General features: G+C 59.3%; 21 protein-coding genes and 1 tRNA gene. 6 read left to right on the top strand and 16 right to left on the bottom strand.

From position 1 onward, the window contains the following. Positions 1 to 14: 14 nt before the first annotated feature. From HPTL_RS03445 to HPTL_RS03430, 4 genes are all read right to left on the bottom strand, one after another. Positions 15 to 707 carry a porin gene (locus HPTL_RS03445; RefSeq protein ID WP_119334727.1) on the bottom strand — a complete coding sequence of 231 codons (693 nt, stop codon included), beginning with the start codon at positions 705 to 707 and terminating at the stop codon, positions 15 to 17. A gap of 34 nt (positions 708 to 741) precedes the next feature. Continuing rightward, on the bottom strand, positions 742 to 1137 hold the full coding sequence (locus HPTL_RS03440; RefSeq protein WP_119334726.1) for a DUF6746 family protein: 396 nt from the start codon (positions 1135 to 1137) through the stop codon (positions 742 to 744). Between the two features lie 70 nt (positions 1138 to 1207). Next, positions 1208 to 1687 carry a bacterioferritin gene (gene bfr, locus HPTL_RS03435; protein WP_119334725.1) on the bottom strand — a complete coding sequence of 160 codons (480 nt, stop codon included), beginning with the start codon at positions 1685 to 1687 and terminating at the stop codon, positions 1208 to 1210. Positions 1688 to 1798: 111 nt separating this feature from the next. Continuing rightward, positions 1799 to 3172, bottom strand: a complete 1374-nt coding sequence (locus HPTL_RS03430; RefSeq protein WP_119334723.1) for an IS701 family transposase — start codon at positions 3170 to 3172, stop codon at positions 1799 to 1801. A gap of 152 nt (positions 3173 to 3324) precedes the next feature. Between HPTL_RS03430 and HPTL_RS03425 the strand changes: the two genes are divergently transcribed. Both HPTL_RS03425 and HPTL_RS03420 read left to right on the top strand, forming a co-directional pair. Beyond that, entirely contained in the window at positions 3325 to 4407 is a 1083-nt protein-coding gene (locus HPTL_RS03425) for an IS5 family transposase (RefSeq protein WP_119334724.1), read from the top strand. Between the two features lie 254 nt (positions 4408 to 4661). Beyond that, a complete protein-coding gene (locus HPTL_RS03420; RefSeq protein WP_119334723.1) occupies positions 4662 to 6035 on the top strand; it encodes an IS701 family transposase in 1374 nt (457 codons plus the stop codon). A 36-nt stretch (positions 6036 to 6071) separates the two neighbouring features. Here HPTL_RS03420 and HPTL_RS11615 read toward each other — a convergent pair whose 3' ends face one another. From HPTL_RS11615 to rnr, 6 genes are all read right to left on the bottom strand, one after another. Next, positions 6072 to 6296 (bottom strand): (2Fe-2S)-binding protein, encoded by a 225-nt coding sequence (locus HPTL_RS11615; protein WP_119334722.1) that lies wholly within the window; start codon positions 6294 to 6296, stop codon positions 6072 to 6074. 10 nt (positions 6297 to 6306) lie between these two features. Then, positions 6307 to 7497: a DUF2325 domain-containing protein gene (locus HPTL_RS03410; protein ID WP_170141255.1), complete on the bottom strand. Its 1191-nt coding sequence runs from the start codon at positions 7495 to 7497 to the stop codon at positions 6307 to 6309. A 70-nt stretch (positions 7498 to 7567) separates the two neighbouring features. Then, on the bottom strand, positions 7568 to 8404 hold the full coding sequence (locus tag HPTL_RS03405) for an EAL domain-containing protein (RefSeq protein WP_170141254.1): 837 nt from the start codon (positions 8402 to 8404) through the stop codon (positions 7568 to 7570). Positions 8405 to 8445: 41 nt separating this feature from the next. Next, positions 8446 to 8568: a hypothetical protein gene (locus HPTL_RS11540; RefSeq protein WP_269461302.1), complete on the bottom strand. Its 123-nt coding sequence runs from the start codon at positions 8566 to 8568 to the stop codon at positions 8446 to 8448. 119 nt (positions 8569 to 8687) lie between these two features. Further along, positions 8688 to 9422: a 23S rRNA (guanosine(2251)-2'-O)-methyltransferase RlmB gene (gene rlmB, locus HPTL_RS03400; protein WP_408610110.1), complete on the bottom strand. Its 735-nt coding sequence runs from the start codon at positions 9420 to 9422 to the stop codon at positions 8688 to 8690. Between the two features lie 56 nt (positions 9423 to 9478). Continuing rightward, positions 9479 to 11881, bottom strand: coding sequence for a ribonuclease R (gene rnr / locus HPTL_RS03395; RefSeq protein WP_119334719.1), 2403 nt, complete (start codon positions 11879 to 11881; stop codon positions 9479 to 9481). 90 nt (positions 11882 to 11971) lie between these two features. On the opposite strand from rnr, the gene HPTL_RS03390 reads away from it, so the two are divergent. Together HPTL_RS03390 and HPTL_RS03385 are read left to right on the top strand one after the other, a co-directional pair. After that, positions 11972 to 12056 (top strand) — tRNA-Leu (locus tag HPTL_RS03390). Positions 12057 to 12104: 48 nt separating this feature from the next. Beyond that, a complete protein-coding gene (locus HPTL_RS03385) occupies positions 12105 to 12503 on the top strand; it encodes a hypothetical protein (RefSeq protein WP_119334718.1) in 399 nt (132 codons plus the stop codon). Positions 12504 to 12513: 10 nt separating this feature from the next. Here the strand turns inward: HPTL_RS03385 and HPTL_RS03380 are convergent, their stop codons facing one another. Next, positions 12514 to 13551 (bottom strand): aldo/keto reductase, encoded by a 1038-nt coding sequence (locus tag HPTL_RS03380; protein WP_119334717.1) that lies wholly within the window; start codon positions 13549 to 13551, stop codon positions 12514 to 12516. A gap of 101 nt (positions 13552 to 13652) precedes the next feature. On the opposite strand from HPTL_RS03380, the gene HPTL_RS03375 reads away from it, so the two are divergent. Further along, positions 13653 to 15053 (top strand): DEAD/DEAH box helicase, encoded by a 1401-nt coding sequence (locus HPTL_RS03375; protein WP_119334716.1) that lies wholly within the window; start codon positions 13653 to 13655, stop codon positions 15051 to 15053. Positions 15054 to 15127: 74 nt separating this feature from the next. After that, positions 15128 to 16672 (top strand): sensor domain-containing phosphodiesterase, encoded by a 1545-nt coding sequence (locus HPTL_RS03370; RefSeq protein WP_170141253.1) that lies wholly within the window; start codon positions 15128 to 15130, stop codon positions 16670 to 16672. 43 nt (positions 16673 to 16715) lie between these two features. Here the strand turns inward: HPTL_RS03370 and HPTL_RS03365 are convergent, their stop codons facing one another. The 5 genes from HPTL_RS03365 to serS are packed head-to-tail and all read right to left on the bottom strand — an operon-like array spanning position 16716 to position 21207. Further along, positions 16716 to 17057: a hypothetical protein gene (locus HPTL_RS03365; protein ID WP_119334714.1), complete on the bottom strand. Its 342-nt coding sequence runs from the start codon at positions 17055 to 17057 to the stop codon at positions 16716 to 16718. Positions 17058 to 17071: 14 nt separating this feature from the next. Further along, the gene (locus HPTL_RS03360; RefSeq protein ID WP_119336055.1) at positions 17072 to 18433 is read right to left on the bottom strand and encodes an NAD(P)(+) transhydrogenase (Re/Si-specific) subunit beta; all 1362 of its coding nucleotides are present in this window, start codon (positions 18431 to 18433) and stop codon (positions 17072 to 17074) included. A gap of 5 nt (positions 18434 to 18438) precedes the next feature. Beyond that, positions 18439 to 18726: an NAD(P) transhydrogenase subunit alpha gene (locus tag HPTL_RS03355; RefSeq protein WP_119334713.1), complete on the bottom strand. Its 288-nt coding sequence runs from the start codon at positions 18724 to 18726 to the stop codon at positions 18439 to 18441. A gap of 6 nt (positions 18727 to 18732) precedes the next feature. Beyond that, positions 18733 to 19857 (bottom strand): NAD(P) transhydrogenase subunit alpha, encoded by a 1125-nt coding sequence (locus tag HPTL_RS03350; protein WP_119334712.1) that lies wholly within the window; start codon positions 19855 to 19857, stop codon positions 18733 to 18735. A 54-nt stretch (positions 19858 to 19911) separates the two neighbouring features. After that, the gene (gene serS / locus HPTL_RS03345) at positions 19912 to 21207 is read right to left on the bottom strand and encodes a serine--tRNA ligase (RefSeq protein WP_119334711.1); all 1296 of its coding nucleotides are present in this window, start codon (positions 21205 to 21207) and stop codon (positions 19912 to 19914) included. Positions 21208 to 21231 lie beyond the last annotated feature (24 nt).

The following is a 21231-nucleotide window of genomic DNA, read 5'->3' as shown; positions in this document are numbered from 1 at the left end:
GCTTTTGGCTTCGCCTAGAATTCCCATGCCCAGCTGAGCGCGACCGCCGTTTCGCGGTCGCGCCCAGTGGTACGATCGACCATTACACCGACCTTCATCCCTTCGGCAACGGTCCAGCGCACCCCAACGCCACGCACAGGGCTACTTCCCTCTTCCCCGTAATATTGCGCGAGCAGCGCTACGGTCTCGGCGAGTTCGTATTCGTACCCCAACCCCCAAACCGCAGTATTCTCGTCGCTTTGCGTATCCCGAGCCACGCCAACATTGAGATGGATGACGTGGGCGTTGGTACGGTACGTTGCCAACCCCAATGCACTCATCGTTTGATAGGTATCCTTTTCGTCTGTTGCGTGCGAACGCCACTGCCGGTGCCCCAGCTCGAAGAGCGCGCCGACCGACCATCCCGTGTCGGTTTGGACAGGCACCCATTTCACCGAAAGCGATCCACCGCGATCCCGCTCCCGCGATGCGTGATCCTTTTCCCGATCCCACGCGACACCAATCTCCCAATGTTCTGCTGGCGAGAAACCCGCCGCGACTTCCCACGCACGCACATCTCCCGCTTTGCTCCACCCCGCTTCGACCTTCTTTCCGCCAGCATCCATCGTGCCAGCATCGTCAACGCTCATTGGGGCTTCTGCAAACGCCAAGCCAGTGGCGATCAAACCGGCCGCAAAGGCCACACGCTGCCATAGTGAACCGTTCATTCATCTCTTCCTTGAAAAGGAAAAATCACAGCTGTTACTTTTTACACCCTTTTACGCGCGCAACGGCGTCCAGGAAAGCCTGACCGTGTTGCCGCGTCTTCTCGGCATTACCCGATTCGCTATTGAGGTGCATCTCTTCCAAGTCGTTCGCGATCGTTTCCCATTCGGACCGCAAACGGTGCACTGCAACTTCCAATGAGTAGGAAAGCATATGAACCTCATGGAGATCCATCGGGGTCAACGTCTGCTTCTTGAGATAACGCTGCAACGCGGCTCCGTCTTTGCGCAAATTTTCCCACGCTTCTGCTGCCGAGCTCGGCATCGACACCTCACGGTGCGCAGTTCGCCCTTCGGATTCAGACGCCTGAACGGCGATCCCATTGAATGCCAAGCTTACACCAAGAAACAAGACAGCCAGACGACTTTTCATGATATCACCCTCACTTTGACATAAAAACAATAACGATTATCGAGATCATTTAAACTATATCACAAAAAAATTAGGAATCAATTTTTCCCATTGCGCTCTGCAGATAGTTCTGCAAACCAAGTGCTTCGATCAATTCGAGCTGTGTATCAGCCCAATCGTAATGCTCCTCTGAGTCATCGAGCAGTTCGCACAAAAGATCGCGAGAAACGAAATCACGCACCGATTCACAATAAACGATCGCATCACGCAATTGCGCAATGGCGTCTTGCTCCAGCGCACGATCCGCTTCAAAGCATTCAGGAACGTTTTCACCTATCCGCAGCCGACCCAGATCTTGCAAATTGGGCAGCCCTTCCAAAAAGAGAATGCGCTGAATCAATCGATCAGCGTGCTTCATCTCTTCGATCGATTCGCGGTACTCTACTTGCGCCAACGCATGGTAACCCCAGTTCTGGTACATTCGCGCATGAAGAAAGTATTGATTGACGGCTGTCAATTCGTTTTTCAACGCCTCATTGAGGAGCTGAAGCACTTTAGGATCGCTTTTCATGATGGAGCTCCTTTTTTCAATCACACCGAGAAATGGGCGTTGGTCATTTTACCAAACAGCCATGACCACTCTTAATTTGACTGTGTCACAAAATTTTTCTTCACCCTCTACCTACGCGCTCTCCCGCAGCAGGGACACCTCAGAAGCTGCCGGGCGATGTGTTGGGCAATCCAATAGCGAATCGTTGCGATCGAGTCGGGTACGTGGCGTTGTGCTCTTGGGGCTACCCCGGGGGATATACCCTTGGGGTAAGGGAGGCGCTTTGCTGAGCGCACGGTTTTTTTTGTCAGGGTCTTTGAGTCGTTGCAGGAGCAAAAAGCCGTAGGCGGCAATCGTGAGCGTAGCATGGTGGTGAAACCCGCGCCAGTTGCGCCCTTCGTAGTGGCCAAGCCCTACTTCCTGTTTGAGTTCGCGGTAATCGCGCTCGATGCGCCAGCGCATCTTGACGGTATGAACCAGCTGCGTCAATGAGTAGGTCTCGGGAAGCGTGCTCAGAAAGTAGTGGCTCGGTTCGCTTTCCGTTTCCGGCCATTCGATGAGCAGCCACTCGGGTTCGCGAAGGGTGGATCGCCAATAGTCACGGTGCGCGGCTCGTACCCGCACCGCCGCAAAGCGTGAGCGCAACACCCCATTGCTGCCTTCGCGCCAGGTGACCGTCCGGTAGGCGCTCTGCGGAAGGCTCAGTGCCAGCGCCTTGACCGATACCGGTTCGTGCCCAGGGCTACGACGCAGGTTTTTGGCCGGTCGCCCCCGTCCTGTGTACGGTTCCGGTTGTAAGGGTTCGACCCCAGGCGGCCACACGGTGGTCGCTTCCCGTACCGCTACCGCGTAGCGAAGACCCCACGCGGTGAGTTGATCGCGAAAATGGGTGGTGTCGCCATAAACCGCATCGGCAAGTACGACCCCAGGGGGAACGCCTGCGGCAAGCGCCTCCGAGATCTGACTGAGTGCGATTTCGGGTTTCGTCGCAAACGTCACCGTTTCCGGCACCCCCGCTTTGTTGCGCCGCTCGGGGTCATTGGCCCACGCTTCGGGTAGGTAGAGACGAAAGGCAATCGGTAGGCTTCCTTTCTCGCTTGCCAAAGAGAGCGACACAGCGACCTGGCAGTTTTCGTTTTTACCCACCTGCCCGCAGTATTGCCGGGCAACGCCCACCGAGTGGCGACCCTGTTTGGGAATGCCGGTCTCATCGACGATCCAGTAGCACGCCTCATCGAGTGCCAGGTGCGGAGCGACGATTTCGCGCACTTTGCGCAATACCGCTTCGTCCGACCACGGAGATTTCGCCACGAAGTGGTGTAGCGCCTGATGCTTGGCCTGAACCCGCTCAGGGTCAAGGTGCGCGGCAATCGGTTCGATGCTTTTGCGCGCAATCGGCAAAAGAAGCCCCCGGCAGTAGTCCTTGAGCCCCGCATGTCGATCGGCGTGGCCCAGCACCTCAGTAAGCTCTGTGAGGTAGCACTCCAGTTCATCGATTGGTGTCATCGGGGGGCTCCTTCGGAAGGGGTCAAGATAGGAAGAGTCTAGCATCTTTTTTGACACAGTCAAATTAACAGGGCGTTGAAAAATCCCTCAAAAATCCACAATTTCTATGATACAATAACGCCATCTCGTTCTGGAAGCATTGCGAGGCAGCCATGCGCGGAGTGGAACGCCCGGAGACGCTCTTCAGTTACGTTTCGCTCGAGGATCGTATCCCTGCCGACCACCCGATCCGCAAGCTTCGGGCGGTGGTCGATGCCCTGCTGCGGCAAATGGACGACAGAATCGACGCCTGTTACGCCAAGCGTGGGCGTCCCTCGATCCCACCGCATCGGCTGCTGCGTGCGCTTCTTTTGCAAGCGATCTACTCGATTCCTTCGGAGCGGCGTCTGGTCGAAGCGATTGAATATAACCTCCTTTACCGCTGGTTCGTGGGTTTGGGCTTGGACGAACCGGTGTGGGACCACTCCACCTTTTCGGCAAACCGTGAGCGGTTGCTCAATCAAGAGATCGTGCAGGCATTCTTTCGTCAGGTGCGTGACTACGCCGAATTGCGCGCGGTGCTCAGTCACGAACACTTCTCGGTCGACGGCACCCTGATCGACGCGTGGGCTTCGCACAAAAGTCTTGCCCCGATCGACGAAGATACGGGGCCGCACCAGGGGCAAGGCAAAAACCCGACGGTCGATTTCACCGGTGAAAAGCGCAGCAACGCCACCCACCGCTCGACGACCGATCCGGATGCGCGGCTCTTTCGCAAAAGCGCCGGGGACAAAGCGCACCTTTGTTACGCCGGTCATGTGCTCATGGAAAACCGAAACGGGCTCGTGGTCGATGCCGAAGTGACGCTCGCTACTGGTACTGCCGAATACGAAGCGGCCGAAGTGATGGTCGAACGCTCGGTGCCGGCCAACGCCACGCTTGCGGCCGACCGCAAATACGACGCGGCGCGGTTTCTCGATGTGCTTCGACGCAAAGGAATCACCCCGCATATTGCGTGCAAGAAAGTGGGCAGCAACATCCCCGAGGCACTCACCCAAAGCGAAGCGTACCGAACGAGTCTCAAAGTGCGCAAACGCATCGAAGAGATCTTTGGTTGGGTCAAAACCGTGGGCGGGTTGCGCAAAGCGCGCTTTGTGGGACTGGCCAAAGTCAAAGTCCAGGCGCTCATCGCTTTTGCCGCCTACAACCTCGTACGACTTGCGAAGCTGAGCGGCTGGCCGCTCAAGGCAACATGAGGGAAAAGAGAGGAACGTGTGTGTTGTGCATGGGAAAAGCGACCGATTGGCGCGAAATTCCGACGCCATTCGGCCCTGATCACCGGTAACATGGCAAGCTGAGCAGGAGCCACCTGCCAGCGGCTGGCAAAAACTCCCAGAAAAGGGAGCGGTCAGGTGCGCACAGAGCATTTGTTCAACATCCTGTTAATTTGACTGTGTCAAAAAAGATGCTAGACTCTTCCTATCTTGACCCCTTCCGAAGGAGCCCCCCGATGACACCAATCGATGAACTGGAGTGCTACCTCACAGAGCTTACTGAGGTGCTGGGCCACGCCGATCGACATGCGGGGCTCAAGGACTACTGCCGGGGGCTTCTTTTGCCGATTGCGCGCAAAAGCATCGAACCGATTGCCGCGCACCTTGACCCTGAGCGGGTTCAGGCCAAGCATCAGGCGCTACACCACTTCGTGGCGAAATCTCCGTGGTCGGACGAAGCGGTATTGCGCAAAGTGCGCGAAATCGTCGCTCCGCACCTGGCACTCGATGAGGCGTGCTACTGGATCGTCGATGAGACCGGCATTCCCAAACAGGGTCGCCACTCGGTGGGCGTTGCCCGGCAATACTGCGGGCAGGTGGGTAAAAACGAAAACTGCCAGGTCGCTGTGTCGCTCTCTTTGGCAAGCGAGAAAGGAAGCCTACCGATTGCCTTTCGTCTCTACCTACCCGAAGCGTGGGCCAATGACCCCGAGCGGCGCAACAAAGCGGGGGTGCCGGAAACGGTGACGTTTGCGACGAAACCCGAAATCGCACTCAGTCAGATCTCGGAGGCGCTTGCCGCAGGCGTTCCCCCTGGGGTCGTACTTGCCGATGCGGTTTATGGCGACACCACCCATTTTCGCGATCAACTCACCGCGTGGGGTCTTCGCTACGCGGTAGCGGTACGGGAAGCGACCACCGTGTGGCCGCCTGGGGTCGAACCCTTACAACCGGAACCGTACACAGGACGGGGGCGACCGGCCAAAAACCTGCGTCGTAGCCCTGGGCACGAACCGGTATCGGTCAAGGCGCTGGCACTGAGCCTTCCGCAGAGCGCCTACCGGACGGTCACCTGGCGCGAAGGCAGCAATGGGGTGTTGCGCTCACGCTTTGCGGCGGTGCGGGTACGAGCCGCGCACCGTGACTATTGGCGATCCACCCTTCGCGAACCCGAGTGGCTGCTCATCGAATGGCCGGAAACGGAAAGCGAACCGAGCCACTACTTTCTGAGCACGCTTCCCGAGACCTACTCATTGACGCAGCTGGTTCATACCGTCAAGATGCGCTGGCGCATCGAGCGCGATTACCGCGAACTCAAACAGGAAGTAGGGCTTGGCCACTACGAAGGGCGCAACTGGCGCGGGTTTCACCACCATGCTACGCTCACGATTGCCGCCTACGGCTTTTTGCTCCTGCAACGACTCAAAGACCCTGACAAAAAAAACCGTGCGCTCAGCAAAGCGCCTCCCTTACCCCAAGGGTATATCCCCCGGGGTAGCCCCAAGAGCACAACGCCACGTACCCGACTCGATCGCAACGATTCGCTATTGGATTGCCCAACACATCGCCCGGCAGCTTCTGAGGTGTCCCTGCTGCGGGAGAGCGCGTAGGTAGAGGGTGAAGAAAAATTTTGTGACACAGTCAAATTAAGCTTCCCGGCAAAAATTCTGGTCATAGACCTCGCAATTGACCGCACGCAGTTGCGACTCCTGTGTCGCTTGGCGAAGGATATCACGCAGCGCAGAGACGCAGCGACCACATTTTGTCCCCACGCCCAAATTGGCGCACAAATCGCTCATGCGTACTGGTCCGCCAGAGACGGCTTCCCGCACATCGCGCTCCTTGACTGCGAAACAGATGCAAGCGTACATGGTACTCTCCTCAATTCGTCAGCCGCTTGACTGCAGGCAAGCCTTGGGTCGCCTGGTCGATGTCTCCATACAGAAGAGAATGAATCGCAACAGCAAAGCTACCCACGCTTGCATTTCGAACCAAAAGGCACGGTTTCCCCAACTGTTTGCAAAAATGCTTGACACGGTAATAAGCTTGGTGGGACACGGCGCCAACGGTGACCATGACCGCGTCGACCCCTTTCAGTTGCTCCGGTAAGCGCTGAAGCGCATCTTCTAATCCGCCGTCATGGAACCGGACCTCCAGCCCAAAGCGTTTTGCCAAATCACGAAGATGCGGGGTCAAATTTGTGCGCCCGCCGACACACAATACGCACCGGTACCGATATTGACATGCGTCACATTCCGCTTCGTTCGCGCAAAAACTTGTCGAAACCGATCCGGTTTGTTGCGATACCAATATCTGTTCGAGCACCGCGTGTTCCTGGCGTATCGTCTCTGCCTCTTCGCGCCAAAAATCCCGATCCCGCAATACCGTGACCAGTTCAGCTTCTAAGGTGTCGACACGGGCTTTGAGCGATTCGATTCGCGCCAAAGCCTTGCCGCCTTCTGCTGCCGCATCACGAAGCATTTCACATTCAGCCCGCCACTTCTGTATCAACCGCTCCCGCGCTTCTTCTGCGCGGTCGACCTGTGCTTTGAGGTTCAGTAAAGCTTGAGCCCGCTCGCCCAGCTGTTGGGAAAGGTCATGGACACGCGTCTGAAGTTTTTGGTTCTCTTGCACAAGACGGGTCCGTTCTTCCTCGAGCCATTTGAGTCTGCGCACATCTGCAGCTAGCCCAGCACCGATTTGGTGCGAGAGCATATGAAGGTCTTCGTAACAACGGTGGGCCAACTCAGGCGTAACCGAGGGATGCGTCACCACGGCCCAGAAAGCGCCCGCCACTTCTCCGCGCGCAAACGATTCGGTCCAGTACGAGCACAATGCTTCGTCATTTTTGATTTGGGCAATCTGAGTCAGCGCAACACGCCATTTCTCGTCCAGCCGCCGGTGCAATCGTTCACTGACCTCGTTACGCGTCTTCGCAAGACCAACCGCCGTCACATGCACTTCGAATGCATGCGTTTTGCCACTGACGTAGCCAAAACGTTTCAACAGCTTTGCCACCTCGGCCACGGTCAGGCAGGAACCAATCACGGGACAAAGGAGCTTTTCCTCCAACTCCCAGAGCCGTTTGCGCCCTTTTCGTACTCCGACCATGACGCTGCTCATCGGCAGGGACGCAGTGGATCTATCCATCTATCACCTCCTCATCACATACAGCACACGTCATCTGACAGCCCGTGCACGCGCGGCGCTCACGCCACAAACGTCGCCAAAGCTGTGTCGTCCCTTGTTTTCGAACGATCCGATCGGCGAAATAGAACCCTTGGACGCAATCGAAGCCGAGCGCTTCCGCGAACGCAAGGTCTTCCGCCCGCTCGACGCCTTCCAATACCAAAGTGGCACCACTCTCTTTTGCCACAGCGAAAAGATGTTCGAAAAAGGGGTTGTGTTTGCTCCCCTCTCTCAGAAAGGCGCGATCAAATTTGAGAAATGCCGCGTATTGGTATAGCGATCGCAATGCGATGCCGTGCGTTGGGGTCAAATCGTCAATGGCAACCGCAATGCCCCGTTCAGCCAACCGTTCGGCAAGGGTTCCGGAGATGGTTGCAGCATGAAGATGGCAACTTTCGTCAATTTCGACCACCAACCGTTCGCGTGCCGCAGCAAACAATTCGAGATAGGGGTCCACCCAATTTCCGCATTGACCTTGATGCCACGCGTCGGGCTCCAAATTGAGGAACAGAAGCCCTTTCTTGGGTGCCAACGCCAATTGAATCGCCTTGCACTTCCATTCGGCGTAGTGAAGCAGCATTGGATTGCAATGTAGCGCCGCAAAAAGCTGATCTGGCGGAATCGCCCGACCCCATGCTGAAAAACGTGCCAATGCTTCGTATCCAATGATTGCACCATCTTCGACACGAACAATGGGTTGATATTCGACCGCAGGCACACCCTCGATTACCGCAGCGAACAGAACCTCTGGTGCAAAATCTGGGCCAAGCGCCGATGCAGTTTGCCCCATCCGCTTCCCTGTCGCTCCTTCTACGCACCCGCTATAGGTCACTAGCGCCCCCAGTAGAGCCAATCCAACACAGACAGCGTTACCGCAACCACCGCTGCAATCAGGGTGACCCATTGTGAAACCCGTTCGGCACCGGTCCGCGCTCGGTTTGCCACTGCGACCACTCCCTGTTCCTTGATTCGAGAACATTATAGATAATGAGAATCATTATTGTCAATACCCGGAAAAAATGGCCATCGTTCGACGGCCATACCGATGCTGTATTGAGTAGAAGCGCAATACCCTAGCGCACAGGGAAACGTCGGCGAACCACTTCGTAGAGGGCGACCCCCGCGGCGACGGAAACATTGAGACTCTCGACGACGCCGAGCATCGGCAGGCGTGCCAGCAAATCGCAACGTTCACGCGTCAATTGACGAAGCCCCTCCCCTTCGGCACCCAAGACGAGCGCTAAAGGGCCGGAAAGATCGCACGCCAAGAGCCACTGGTCACCCTCACCCGCTAAGCCGACGACCCAAATGCCCGACGCTTTGAGCTGCTCGAGTGCCCGCGCCAGATTGGTGACGAAGACGACGGGTACGGTTTCGGCCGCACCACTTGCGACTTTACGTACCACCGGCGTGATCCCCACCGAACGGTCCTTGGGGACGATCACCGCACGTACGCCAGCGGCGTCCGCAGTACGCAAACATGCCCCCAGGTTGTGTGGGTCGGTCACGCCATCGAGCACCAGGTAGAGGGGGGGCGTGAGCAACTGACGCCCCACCGGATTCGGGTAATCCGCACTATTGGGTAGCACGGCGTCGAGCGTGATCGTCTGGACGTCCGGATCAAGGGTCGCCACTATGCCTTGATGGTGGCCATGCCCCGCCAACTTCGTCAACGACGCGCGATCCACCCACGCCACTGGTACGCAAGCTGCCTCGGCTTTCTGGATCAGGCCTTGCACACGCGCATCGCTTTTGCGCTCCACTGCCACATGGAGTTGCACGATGCGTTGCGGCGCGACACGCAGCATCGTCGTCACGCTGTGCCAGCCGTACGCCAGCGCAGTTTCCCGATCGCTGCGCGCCTTCACGCGTCGCCCTCCAGTCGCTCGATGAGGTGAAAATCGATTTTGCTCGTCGCCAGATCGGCCCGTGCCACCTGCACTTTGACGCGATCGGCCAAACGGTAGCGAACCTTCGTCCGTTCGCCAACGAGCGCATGACCCACTTCGTCGTACTGGAAGTAGTCGGCGCCAAGATCGGAAATATGGACCAACCCTTCGACGAAGACTTCGTCCAGTGTGACGAAGAGCCCGAACGGAACGACAGCCGAAACGGTACCGGTATAAACCTCCCCGATGTGCTCCTGCATGTAGTAGCACTTGAGCCAGTTCATCACCTCGCGCGTTGCCTCGTCCGCACGCCGTTCGGTCATCGAGCAATGCGCACCGATCTCTTCCCACGGTCGACTTGGGGTGTATTGGCTGCCCGCAAGCACTGCTTTGATCGCGCGGTGCACGAGCAGATCGGGGTAGCGGCGAATCGGCGAAGTGAAGTGGGTATAGCAGGGATAAGCCAAGCCGAAATGGCCGGCATTGTCCGGTGCATAACGCGCCTGTTTGAGCGAACGCAGCATCACCATCTGCAAGAGCGGCGCATCCGGCCGGCCTTCGATCTTTTCCAGTACCCGGGTAAAGTCTTTCGGTGACGGCTCGTCCCCGCCCGGAAGCTCGATGCCAAATCCCGCCAGAAATTCACGCAGTTTGGCAATTTTTTCTGGGTCTGGCGGTTCATGGACGCGATAGAGCGTGGGGTGTTCGTGCTCGGCCAAGAATTGTGACGCACAGACGTTCGCGGCGAGCATACACTCTTCGATGAGCCGGTGCGCGTCGTTACGCACCACCGGTTTGACGCCACGAATCTTGCCGTTGTCGTCGAAGAGAAACTCCACTTCGGTGGTTTCGAATTCGATCGCACCGCGCCGCTTGCGCGCTGCAAGCAGTACCCGAAAGACCGCGTCGAGCGTTTCCAAATGGGGCAGCAAATCGGCGACCGTTTCGCGCGCCGTTTTGTCCCCTTCGTAAAGCGCTTTGGCAACGATCGTGTAGGTCAAGCGGGCATGCGAATGGATCACCGCAGGGAAGAAGCGGTAGCGCTCCACTTTGCCACGTGGCGACACGAACATCTCGCAGACCATTGCCAATCGGTCTTCGCGCGGCACCAACGAACAGAGCCCATTGCTGAGCTTTTCTGGCAACATCGGAATTACGCGACGAGGAAAATAGACCGAATTCCCTCGCTCGTAAGCCTCTTGGTCAAGCGGCGTTTCCGGTTTCACATAGTGCGCGACGTCGGCGATCGCAACCAGGAGCCGAAACCCTCTCCCCACCCGTTCGCAGAAGACCGCGTCGTCGAAGTCTTTGGCGTTTTCGCCGTCGATCGTGACGAACGGCAGATGGCGCAAATCCTCACGGCCTTTCTGGTCATGGGGACGAACCGCATCGGGCAATCGCCGCGTCTGCGCCTTGGCCGCCGAACTCCAGACGAAAGGCAGATCGAATTTGCGCAGTGCGATCTCGATCTCCATTCCCGGATCGTCGTATCGCCCCAACACCTCGACGATCTTGCCGATTGGTTGCGCGTATTTGCTGGGAGGTTCGACAATCTCGACAACGACGACGTCTCCCGGTGCTGCTTTGGGTTTTCGCGATCGCCGACCGGCTTCGGGCGCGATCAAAATATCTTGCGCGATGCGCTTATCCTCTGGCGCTACCAGCATCACGCCGTGCTCGACGATCACGCGCCCTACGACCCGCGTGGTTCGCCGTTCGAGCACCTCGACGATTTTGCCTTCGGGCCGCCCCCGTGGGTCACGACCCGTGACCCGCACCATGACACGATCGCCGTGCAAGACCTCACGCATCTCCTTGGGCCCCAAGAAGATGTCGGGACCACCGTCATCCGGGATCACGAAACCGAATCCGTCGGGATGGCCCTGGACACGGCCGCGGATGAGCGCCGCTTTCTCCGGCAAAATCAGTGCACCACGGCGGTTGGTCAAGATTTGGCCGTCGCGCTCCATCGCCGTGACGCGGCGTTCGAAGAGCGCGAGTTCAAAGGGGCGAATTTCGAGCGCACTCGCCAACTCGCTCATTTTGAGCGGACGCCCGGCACGCTCCAGCGTCTCGATGATGTATTCGCGACTGGGTAGCGGATTGTCCCCGTAGCGCAACACTTCGCGTGCCAAAAACGGGTCTGCACGCCGTATTGGGGGAAGTGCTGCGGCAATCTCGGCCAAACGGTCGACGTCAAGCGGTGCCGCGCGCGCCGCTTCTTGGGTTGCCGCAAGCCGTTTTGTTCGATGAAGAGCCTGAGCATCACGGCCATCACGGGTACGTTCAGGCGTGCGGGACGGTTTCACCCCGTTGTCACGCGCTTTTCGGTTACGGGAACGTCGCGAAAGCGAAGTTTTTTTTCTTTTCTCGGTCATCGTTTACTCATTCGTATCCACAATTTGTCACTGCATGCCAGCGCCTTGACAGCTGGCCTACACTTCGTATAATAGCGTACTTCGTTGCCTGCCCAGGTGGCGGAATTGGTAGACGCGCTAGATTCAGGTTCTAGTGCCGCAAGGCGTGGAGGTTCGAGTCCTCTCCTGGGCACCACAATTTTTATGATAACCTCCCAACCAGATCGGTTCCGGAGGTTTTTTCATGTCCGCAAAGCGCCTCCTCCTCTTCGCATTCGTTGCGCTTGTGAGTGGCTGCGACGCCCTCTACGACGCGCTGGAAATTCCCAACCCCAACAAAGCCAAGGCCGAGGCGAAAGCGATTGGCGCGGCATGCCGTCATTCCGGACGTTCGCTCGAAGATTGCTACTACCTGCACCCCGACTTGGAGAAAGCCGCGATCTACGAGGGATGGCGGGAGATGAACGAATATTTGCTGGAAAAAGAGCTCCCTACCGTTCCGGCACAACTCGTCCCGAACGAGCCGCAAGTCACCGCCAAGCCTTTGGAACGCAACGAGCCATTGATCCCATCGCTTGCGCGCCCTGCAAACGGACAGAACGCGTCTGCACCCGCCCCTGCCGCTGCAGGCGGCGGGCATTGACGACGTCCGCTTACGGCGCGGGGTTGGTGTAACGCAAATGCACCGCGTCGATCGCGCTCAGCTGTTCGTCCGTGAGTTTGGTCTCCCAAGCGCGGACGTTCGCTTCCAGTTGCGCAAGCGACGTGGCGCCGATGATCGTGCTGGTGACGAGCGGATGGTGGTAACACCAACTGAGCGCAAGCGTTGCCGGGCTCATCCCCCACGCTTCGGCAAGCGCAGCGTACGCTTCCACCGCCGGGCGGACGTTGGGTTTGGTATATCGTTGTCCAAAATTGGGGAAACGGGTCAGCCGCCCGGACGCATTGGGATCTTTGAGGTACTTCCCAGTGAGGTGGCCAAAAGCGAGCGGCGAATAGGCAAGCAGCGACACCGATTCGCGCCAACACACCTCCGCTAAGCCCCCTTCGAAGGTGCGGTTGAGCAGGCTGAACGCATTTTGGATCGAGACGATCCGCGGCAACCCGAACTGTTGTGCCAGCTGAACGAACGTCATCACCCCCCACGGGTGCTCGTTCGAAACGCCGACATAGCGCACCTTTCCGGCTTCGACCAATTTGGCGAGCGCTTCCAGTTGCTTCATGAGCGGCGTGAAAGGCCGCTCCTTCTTCGGGTCGAACCGCCATTCGCCAAACATCGGTTGGTTGCGTTCGGGCCAATGCAACTGGTAGAGATCGATATAGTCGGTTTGCAACCGTTTGAGACTACCGTCGATCGCCGCCTGAAGATTCGCTTCGTCGAACGCCTTGGGACCTCCGCGAATCCAGTTGAGGCTTCGCGCAGGCCCGGCGGCTTTGGTCGCGAGCACCACTTTGCTGCGATCTTGCCGTTTCAACCAGTTGCCGATGATTCGCTCCGTCTCTCCGTACGTTTCAGCCCGCGGCGGCACGGGGTACATCTCCGCGGTATCGATGAAGTTGATCCCGTGCGCGAGCGCCCAATCGAGCTGCGCGTGCGCTTCTTTTTCGTCGTTTTGCTCGCCAAAGGTCATCGTCCCGAGACAAATGGCCGAAACGGTGAGGTCGCTGTTGCCCAACTGGCGGTATTCCATCTTGAATCCCTCTTTTCGTTACCGTATTGTCATGAACGATTGTACCTTATCGGTATAATGGCAACTGGACATTGGCTCGCTGCGAAGGAGCGGCTGCTTGCATGCGTTTTGCTGACTTGGGGCTGAGACCCGAACTGCTGCGCGCAGTTGAAGAATTGGGCTACGAAGAACCCACGCCAATCCAAGCGAAAGCGATCCCGGTGTTGCTCGCGGGGCGCGACTTGCTGGGCGCCGCCCAAACGGGAACGGGCAAAACAGCAAGCTTCACACTGCCCATTTTGGAGCGCCGTGCACCCTTCGCCAATCGCTCACCCAGCCCGGCGCGCCACCCGACCCGCGCGCTCATACTGGCGCCCACGCGAGAGCTGGTCCTTCAGGTTGCCGAAGCGGTTGCCCAGTACGGAAAATACCTGCCGCTCAGAAGCACCGCGATTTTCGGAGGCGTCGACTTCAAGGCGCAAGTCGAAGCGCTGCGCCAAGGGGTGGAGATCGTGATCGCCACGCCGGGACGACTCCTCGACCATCTGGAACAGAAAACGGTTCGCCTCAATCAGGTGGCGTTCCTGGTGTTCGACGAAGCAGACCGCATGCTCGACATGGGATTTCTCCCCGATATTCGCCGCATCGTCGAGCATCTGCCCGCAACCCGCCAAACAGCCCTTTTTTCTGCCACCTTTTCACCCGCGATCCGCAAATTGGCGGAACAGTGGCTCCACGACCCCGTTACCGTCGAGGTCGCCCGCCGCAATACGGTGAGCGAAACCATCGAACACAAGGTCTTCTGGGTCGCCCAAGAGCAAAAACGCCACGCGCTCCTGCAGCTGTTGCACGACCGGGAGGGCCAAGTACTGGTTTTCGTCGACACCAAAGTGGCGTGCGGCAGACTCACGGCATTCTTACAGCGCAACAAAGTCAACGCCCAAGCGATCCACGGCGACAAGAGCCAGCAGCAACGTCTGGAAACCCTCGAAGCGTTTCGTGACGGCAAATTGCGCGTCTTGGTCGCGACCGATGTCGCCGCGCGCGGGCTCGACATCGAAGGGCTGCCGTTCGTCGTCAATTTTGCGCTTCCGCCCAATCCAGAAGATTACATCCACCGGGTTGGCCGAACCGGCCGTGCTGGTCACACGGGAATCGCGATCTCGCTGGTCGACCCCAGCGAAGAGGAGCGATTGGAAGCGATCGAAAAGCTTCTGAAACAGAAAATCCCAGGAGAGAAATGGGAGTCCCCTGCAGCCCCGGCGCGTCCCGAAAAACGGGAACGGGTGCGAGACCGCCGTTCCCCGAAGGCCCAAATGGCGGTGGAAAGCGACGCGATGCCAACGGTGGTCCGCGACGAAATTCCAGCAACGTGGCGAGGGGCTCAACAACGAACGGATGCAGGAGACCCTACGCAACCTTTCGACTGGCAGACGATGGAAGCGCTCTGGGGGGGACGCCGCCGCGACCCCGTCCCGGTTTTGCTCGGGGGCTCTGGTCGCCGTGAGTCGGCCGAAGCTTGAGTCGCTGCAAAAATCGCCTGAGAAAAACCCGTTTTTCTTCGTTTCGATTTCCGGCTCTGTCGGGTATGCTGTCCGTGTCGTTCCTGGACCTTTCCCCGATGGTGTCGCTGCCCGAAACGAACGAACCGTTCCGCCCCGATTTTTCCGAAGGGGTCGAAATCGGCGTCTATTTGGCGCTCCTGGAACTCATCGACGAAGGTTTGTTGATCGTCAGCGATGAGCGTATCTTGGAAGTCAACAGCGCCGCGTGCCGGTGGCTCGAACGCAATTACCGTGAATTGATCCAAGCGCCTCTGGAATCCCTGTTTCCCTCCCCCCAAGCTTTTTTGCACGCCCGGGCACGTTGGTTCATTCAAAATGAAACCAAAGGAAGCATCACGTTGGCGTTGCCGCACGGACGCAAAAAGGTATTTCGCTTCACCGCAGCGGCACGCATCCGTCCGGGGATGCACGCGATCCTCATCGCACCGGACTTGCTTCACGAACAGTACCGCAGTACGTCGCTTGCCGAAACGTTTTGGATCCAACTCGCCGCTGCGAGCACTGAACCGATCTGGGTCCTCGACGAAACTGAGCGGCTGGTCGCGGTCAATGCCGCGGCACGCGCGCGCTGGCCGGCATGGCAGCCTCTGTTGCACCAACCGATCACCGAAGCGGTGACGGTGCATTGGCCGGAAGCAGACGAACCGCCGGTGGCCCTGATCGAAGGCATCGGACGCTACCCGTTGCGGGCGCGTATCCTGAACGGTCCCAACCCGGGTTGGCGTGTGTTGTTGTTTACCCCACACCGACATCCTCCGCGACGGTATGCAACCGATACCGTTTCCGCGTCCTCGAAAAGCGCGCCAGGATCGCATTCGATTACGGAGCAATTGGCGGCTGCGACCCCCGAGGACTTCACCCTGTGGCTTTCCCCGTGCGTCGATGTCGCTACCGGCATGCTCGTTGGCGCCGAAGGGGTCTTACGATGGCACGCTCCGCATCGCGGTTCGGTCGATGCGGAAACCGTCGCACCGCTCCTGCTCGATCCTACCGCGAACCGAGCCTGGCTGACCGCATGGCTCACGCATGCAACCCGCTGGGCGCGCCGATGGCAGACGCCGCTTGCGCTCAACCTCGACGCGCGGCAATTGCGGCATCGCGAAACCCTCACGCAGATCAAAACCGCATGGCGGACCGCGTCGCTCCCTTGGTCGCTGCTCATGTTGGAAATCGACGAAACCGCATTTTCTGCGCTCGATACGCATCAGTGTGCGCAGCTACTCGAAATGGGGGAAAAGGGGGTTCGGATCGTCGTCGATCACGTTGGACAAGGCACCAGCAACTTTGGTCTGCTCGCTCACCTTCCCGTTCATGCGATAAAGCTCGCCGCGACGTGGGTCACTCAGATTGGCCGCGACGAACGGGTAGAAAAACTGCTCGACGGCTTACTGCAATTCGGCAACGCGATGGGCTTTACGGTGATCGCCGAAGGCGTTGCGACCGCTGCGCAACGCGATTTCCTGGCCGCGCTCGGCTGCCGTTTCCAACAAGGTCCGATATTCGGTCCTTGGCAAGAGAGCACACAGCCACTGACCCTCAAGCAAACCGCGAGCCCGCAAGCATCCCATCGGCTGTGAGCCCCTGTGCGACTTCCACGCGCACACTCTGAGCTCACAGAGGTCAGCGCCGCGTACGCGAACGCTGGAGATAGCCGAGCCGTGCCATCACCGCGGTACAGGTGGGTTCGTCCCCGGTCAACCGGGCTGCTTCCGCCAAGAGAGGCGCCAATGTCTCCTCGCTGAGCAACGGATTCTGGCAATAATCGAAAAGTTGCATATCGAGCGCCAGCCGTTGCAGTGCCGAGCTTGTTTGCGCGACACCCTCAAACGGCGCATTGCGCATCACTTGCGCGCGCTCGTCACCGATAAAAGGCACCTGTTCACCGCGGGGATCGCTTTGCGCGTACACCGGCGCAGTAAGCAGCGACCACACGAGGACCGCCCCGAACCACCGGTACCGCATGCGAATCCACCCCCTCATCCCATCGTTTTCAACTCCGCGATGATATCGGCAACCACCTCGTGCGCGTTGCCATAGACCAAATGGCAATGGTCACGGTAGAAGAGTTCGTTTTCGATTCCGGAATACCCCCGTCCCTGTCCGCGTTTGATCACGATCACTTCGCGCGCCCGATCGACATCGAGGATCGGCATCCCGTAGATCGGACTCGACGGGTTGGTGCGCGCGGCTGGATTCACGACGTCGTTGGCGCCGATCACGAGCACGACGTCGGTTTGCGGAAACTCCCCGTTGATCTCGTCCAAATCGAAAATCTTTTCGTAGGGCACCCCGGCTTCGGCAAGCAATACATTCATATGGCCCGGCATGCGGCCGGCAACCGGGTGGATCGCAAACTTCACCGTAACCCCCGCTTCTTCGAGAAGTTGTGCCATCTCCCAGACTTTGTGTTGCGCACCGGCAACCGCCATACCGTAACCCGGCACGATCACCACCTGTTGCGCGTAACGGAGCGCCGCAGCGGCGTCGGTGGGGGCGTACGTCTTCAACCGTCCCGTGACGCTACCAGGCTCGTGCTCCGCAGCTTCGCCGGTGATCGGGGCAAAGAGGACGTTGCGGATTGGGCGATTCATCGCTTTGGCCATCAAGAGCGTCAAGAGGGTTCCCGACGCCCCGACGACGATGCCGGCAACGATCAACATCGGGTTCGCGAGCACGTACCCTTCGAAGCCGACCGCCAGCCCGGTAAAGGCGTTGAGCAACGAGATCACCACTGGCATATCGGCGCCACCGATCGGCAATGTCACAAGCGCACCGAGCGCGAGCGCCAGCACGAAGAAGAGCAGCAATCCGCCAGCGCTGGGCGCACCACTGACCCCCAAAGTCAAACCGATCCCCAGAGTCAGGATCGCCAAGAGCAGCACGACGTCGTTGTGGCCACGTTTGAGCCGCCACACCTTGCGGACGCGGCCGTCGAGTTTCGCCCACGCAACGAGGCTGCCGGAAAACGCGACTGCGCCGATCACCGCGCCCAGAATAGCGAGAACGCCCACCGAAGTCGGGAGACCAGTCTGAGCACCGAGCAATTCCACCGCCGCGATCGCCGCAGCAGCGCCCCCGCCCAGGCCATTATAGATCGCCACCATCTGGGGCATTTCGGTCATCGCCACCCGACGCGCCCAGATCCAAGCCAAACCACCCCCGACAGCGATCGCTGCGACCATCCAACCCAGGTTATGCAACCCCGGGGTGAAAAAGGTTGCCCCCACCGCGACCACCATCGCCACCCCAGCGATGCGCATCCCCTGCACCGCTGTCGCGGGGGCGCTCATCGCCCGCAACCCCATGATGAACGCGAACGTCGCCAGGAAATAGATCATTTCGATCACTGCTTGTCCCCCTTTTTCTGGAACATCGCAAGCATGCGATCGGTCACGACATACCCCCCGACGGCGTTCGCCGCACCCAGCGCTACCGCGAGTACGCCGATCGCGGTCTCGAGCGCCCCTTCGGCGTGGCCCAACACCACCATCGCTCCGACGAGGACGATGCCGTGGACGAAGTTCGAACCGGACATCAACGGCGTGTGGAGGATCACCGGCACGCGGGCAATGATTTCGTACCCAGCGACGGCTGCCAGCATGAAAATAAAGAGCGCAGAGATGCCATCCATTCGCTGCTACCCCCCCAACCATTCCCGGACGCGCTCATTGACGAGCGCGCCATCGCGGGTGATACACGTCGCAGTCACGATCTCGTCTTCCCACTGCCACGCGAGCGCACCATCCTGAACGTGCGGGGCAAGAAAATGCCAGACGTTTTTGGCGAACATTTCGGAGGCGTGCACCGGCATGCGGCTCTGGATGAAGGCCGGTCCAATCACCAGCACGTCACCGATCCACCGTTTTTCTCCCAACACCGTCCCTTCGACGTTTCCGCCTTGTTCAGCGGCGAGGTCAACGACGACCGCACCCGGTCGCATCGCTGCCAGCATCTCCTGCGTGACGATTTTGGGCGCGGGACGCCCCGGAACCGAAGCCGTGGTGATCACCACGTCGGCAGCGGCAACCGCTTTGCTGAGCACCGCGGTCTGTTGCGCCTGCTCCGCTTCAGTGAGTTCGCGCGCATAACCGCCTGCACCCACCGCGACGACTCCGGTATCGACGAATTTCGCGCCGAGTGACGCAACCTGTTCTCGCGTTTCGGGACGGACATCGTACGCTTCGACCATCGCCCCCAAGCGGCGGGCCGTAGCGATCGCTTGCAACCCCGCAACACCGCAACCGATCACGAAGACCTTCGCGGGACGGATCGTCCCAGCCGCAAAGGTCAGCATCGGAAAGAATTTCGGCGCATGGTCGGCCGCGATCAACGCAGCCTCGTAACCCGCAACAGTAGCTTGCGACGACAGGATATCCATTGGCTGCGCACGGGTGATCCGCGGCAGCAATTCGAGCGCGAATGCGGTGACCCGCTGCGCACAGAGCGCGTCGATCTGCTGCGCTGACGCCCAAGGCCGTAACGCCCCCACCAACACCGAACCGGGACGCATCGCTGCGATTTCGTCGAGTGTCGGCGGCATCACGCACGCCACGACATCGGCGCGAGCGAAAACCGCCTGTGGAGAATCGACCCACGTGACACCTTCAAAGGCCGCATCGGGCCAGTGGGCGCGAAGCCCCGCCCCTTTCGCGAGCACAATGCTGGCGCCCAACTGCTCATACTTCGCGACCAGCTCCGGGGTGAGCGCCAGTCGCCGTTCTTCGGGAACGGGCGCGGTGGCGATGCCCAGCGTCCATACCATGCATGACTCCTTTCTGGGAAGCCAAACCTCGCCGACCGCGCCGCGCTTTTTGCGTCACCGGCGCGCGCGAGGCTCCAATACCTCTTGCCCACCCATCCACGGGCGCAACGCCTCGGGAACCACCACACTGCCGTCGGCTTGCTGGTAGTTTTCCAGCACCGCGACCAACGTGCGCCCTACCGCCAGCCCCGAACCGTTGAGCGTATGCACCGGTTGCGGTTTCCCGCCCCCTGCGGGCCGAAAGCGGGCCTGCATCCGCCGCGCCTGGAATGCTTCCGTATTCGAGCAGGAGGAGATTTCCCGGTAGGTGTTTTGAGCGGGCAACCAGACCTCCAAATCATACGTCATCGCGGCACTGAAGCCCAAGTCCCCAGCGCATAATTTCACTTTACGATAGGGTAAGCCCAATTTAATCAAAATCGCTTCGGCATGCGCGGTGAGCGCCTCCAACGCGTCGTACGAACAGTCTGGGTGTTCGATCCGAACCAATTCGACCTTTTCGAATTGGTGCTGCCGGATCAGCCCGCGTACATCACGGCCATGCGAACCCGCCTCGGCGCGAAAACAGGGCGTCCAGGCAACGAATTTGAGGGGAAGATCGGCTTCGTCGAGGATGCGGTCGCGAACGATATTGGTCACCGGCACTTCCGCGGTGGGGATGAGGTAAAGCGATTCGGCGTCGGAGCGTGGCACCTGAAAGAGGTCTTCGGCAAATTTCGGCAACTGCCCCGTTCCGAACAGGGTGCGTGGCAGCACGAGAAACGGCGGCGCCACCTCTTCGTAGCCATGTTCGCGGGTGTGGACGTCGAGCATGAACTGCGCCAGCGCGCGATGGAGCCGCGCGACGTCCCCGCGCAAAAGCGCAAAACGGCTCCCCGAAAGCGCCGCGGCGATCTCGTTTTCCAATCCCCCCAGCCCTTCGGCGATCTCGACATGGTCGCGAACCGGAAAGTCGAACGAACGCGGCGTCCCCCAGCGCGAAACCTCGAGATTGTCCGCGTCGCTGGCGCCGTCCGGCACCAAGGGGTGCGGCACGTTCGGCAATTGCGCCAAGAACGCGTCGAGTTCTGCCAACAAGGCATTCAAGCGCGTTTCGTTGCGTTCGAGCGCCGCTTTCACTTCGGCGACCTCGCGCAGCAGTTCCGACGCATCCTCCCCTTTCGCTTTACACTGCCCCACCGCTTTCGACAACCGGTTGCGCTGCGCTTGCAACGTCTGCGTTTCGGCTTGCAATGCTTTGCGTTCCGCTTCGAGCGTCTCGAAACGGGACCAGTCGATCGTCCCGCCGCGCCGAGCGAGCGCTTTCTGAACGGTTTCCCAGTCTTGTCGCAACAATTGGATGTCGAGCATGATTTCCTTCCTGATCTTCGTTAC

Source organism: Hydrogenophilus thermoluteolus, from assembly GCF_003574215.1.
Classification (GTDB): Bacteria; Pseudomonadota; Gammaproteobacteria; order Burkholderiales; family Rhodocyclaceae; genus Hydrogenophilus; species Hydrogenophilus thermoluteolus.
Note: the sequence above shows the minus strand (reverse complement) of the source record. Positions and strands in the feature narration are given on the sequence as shown.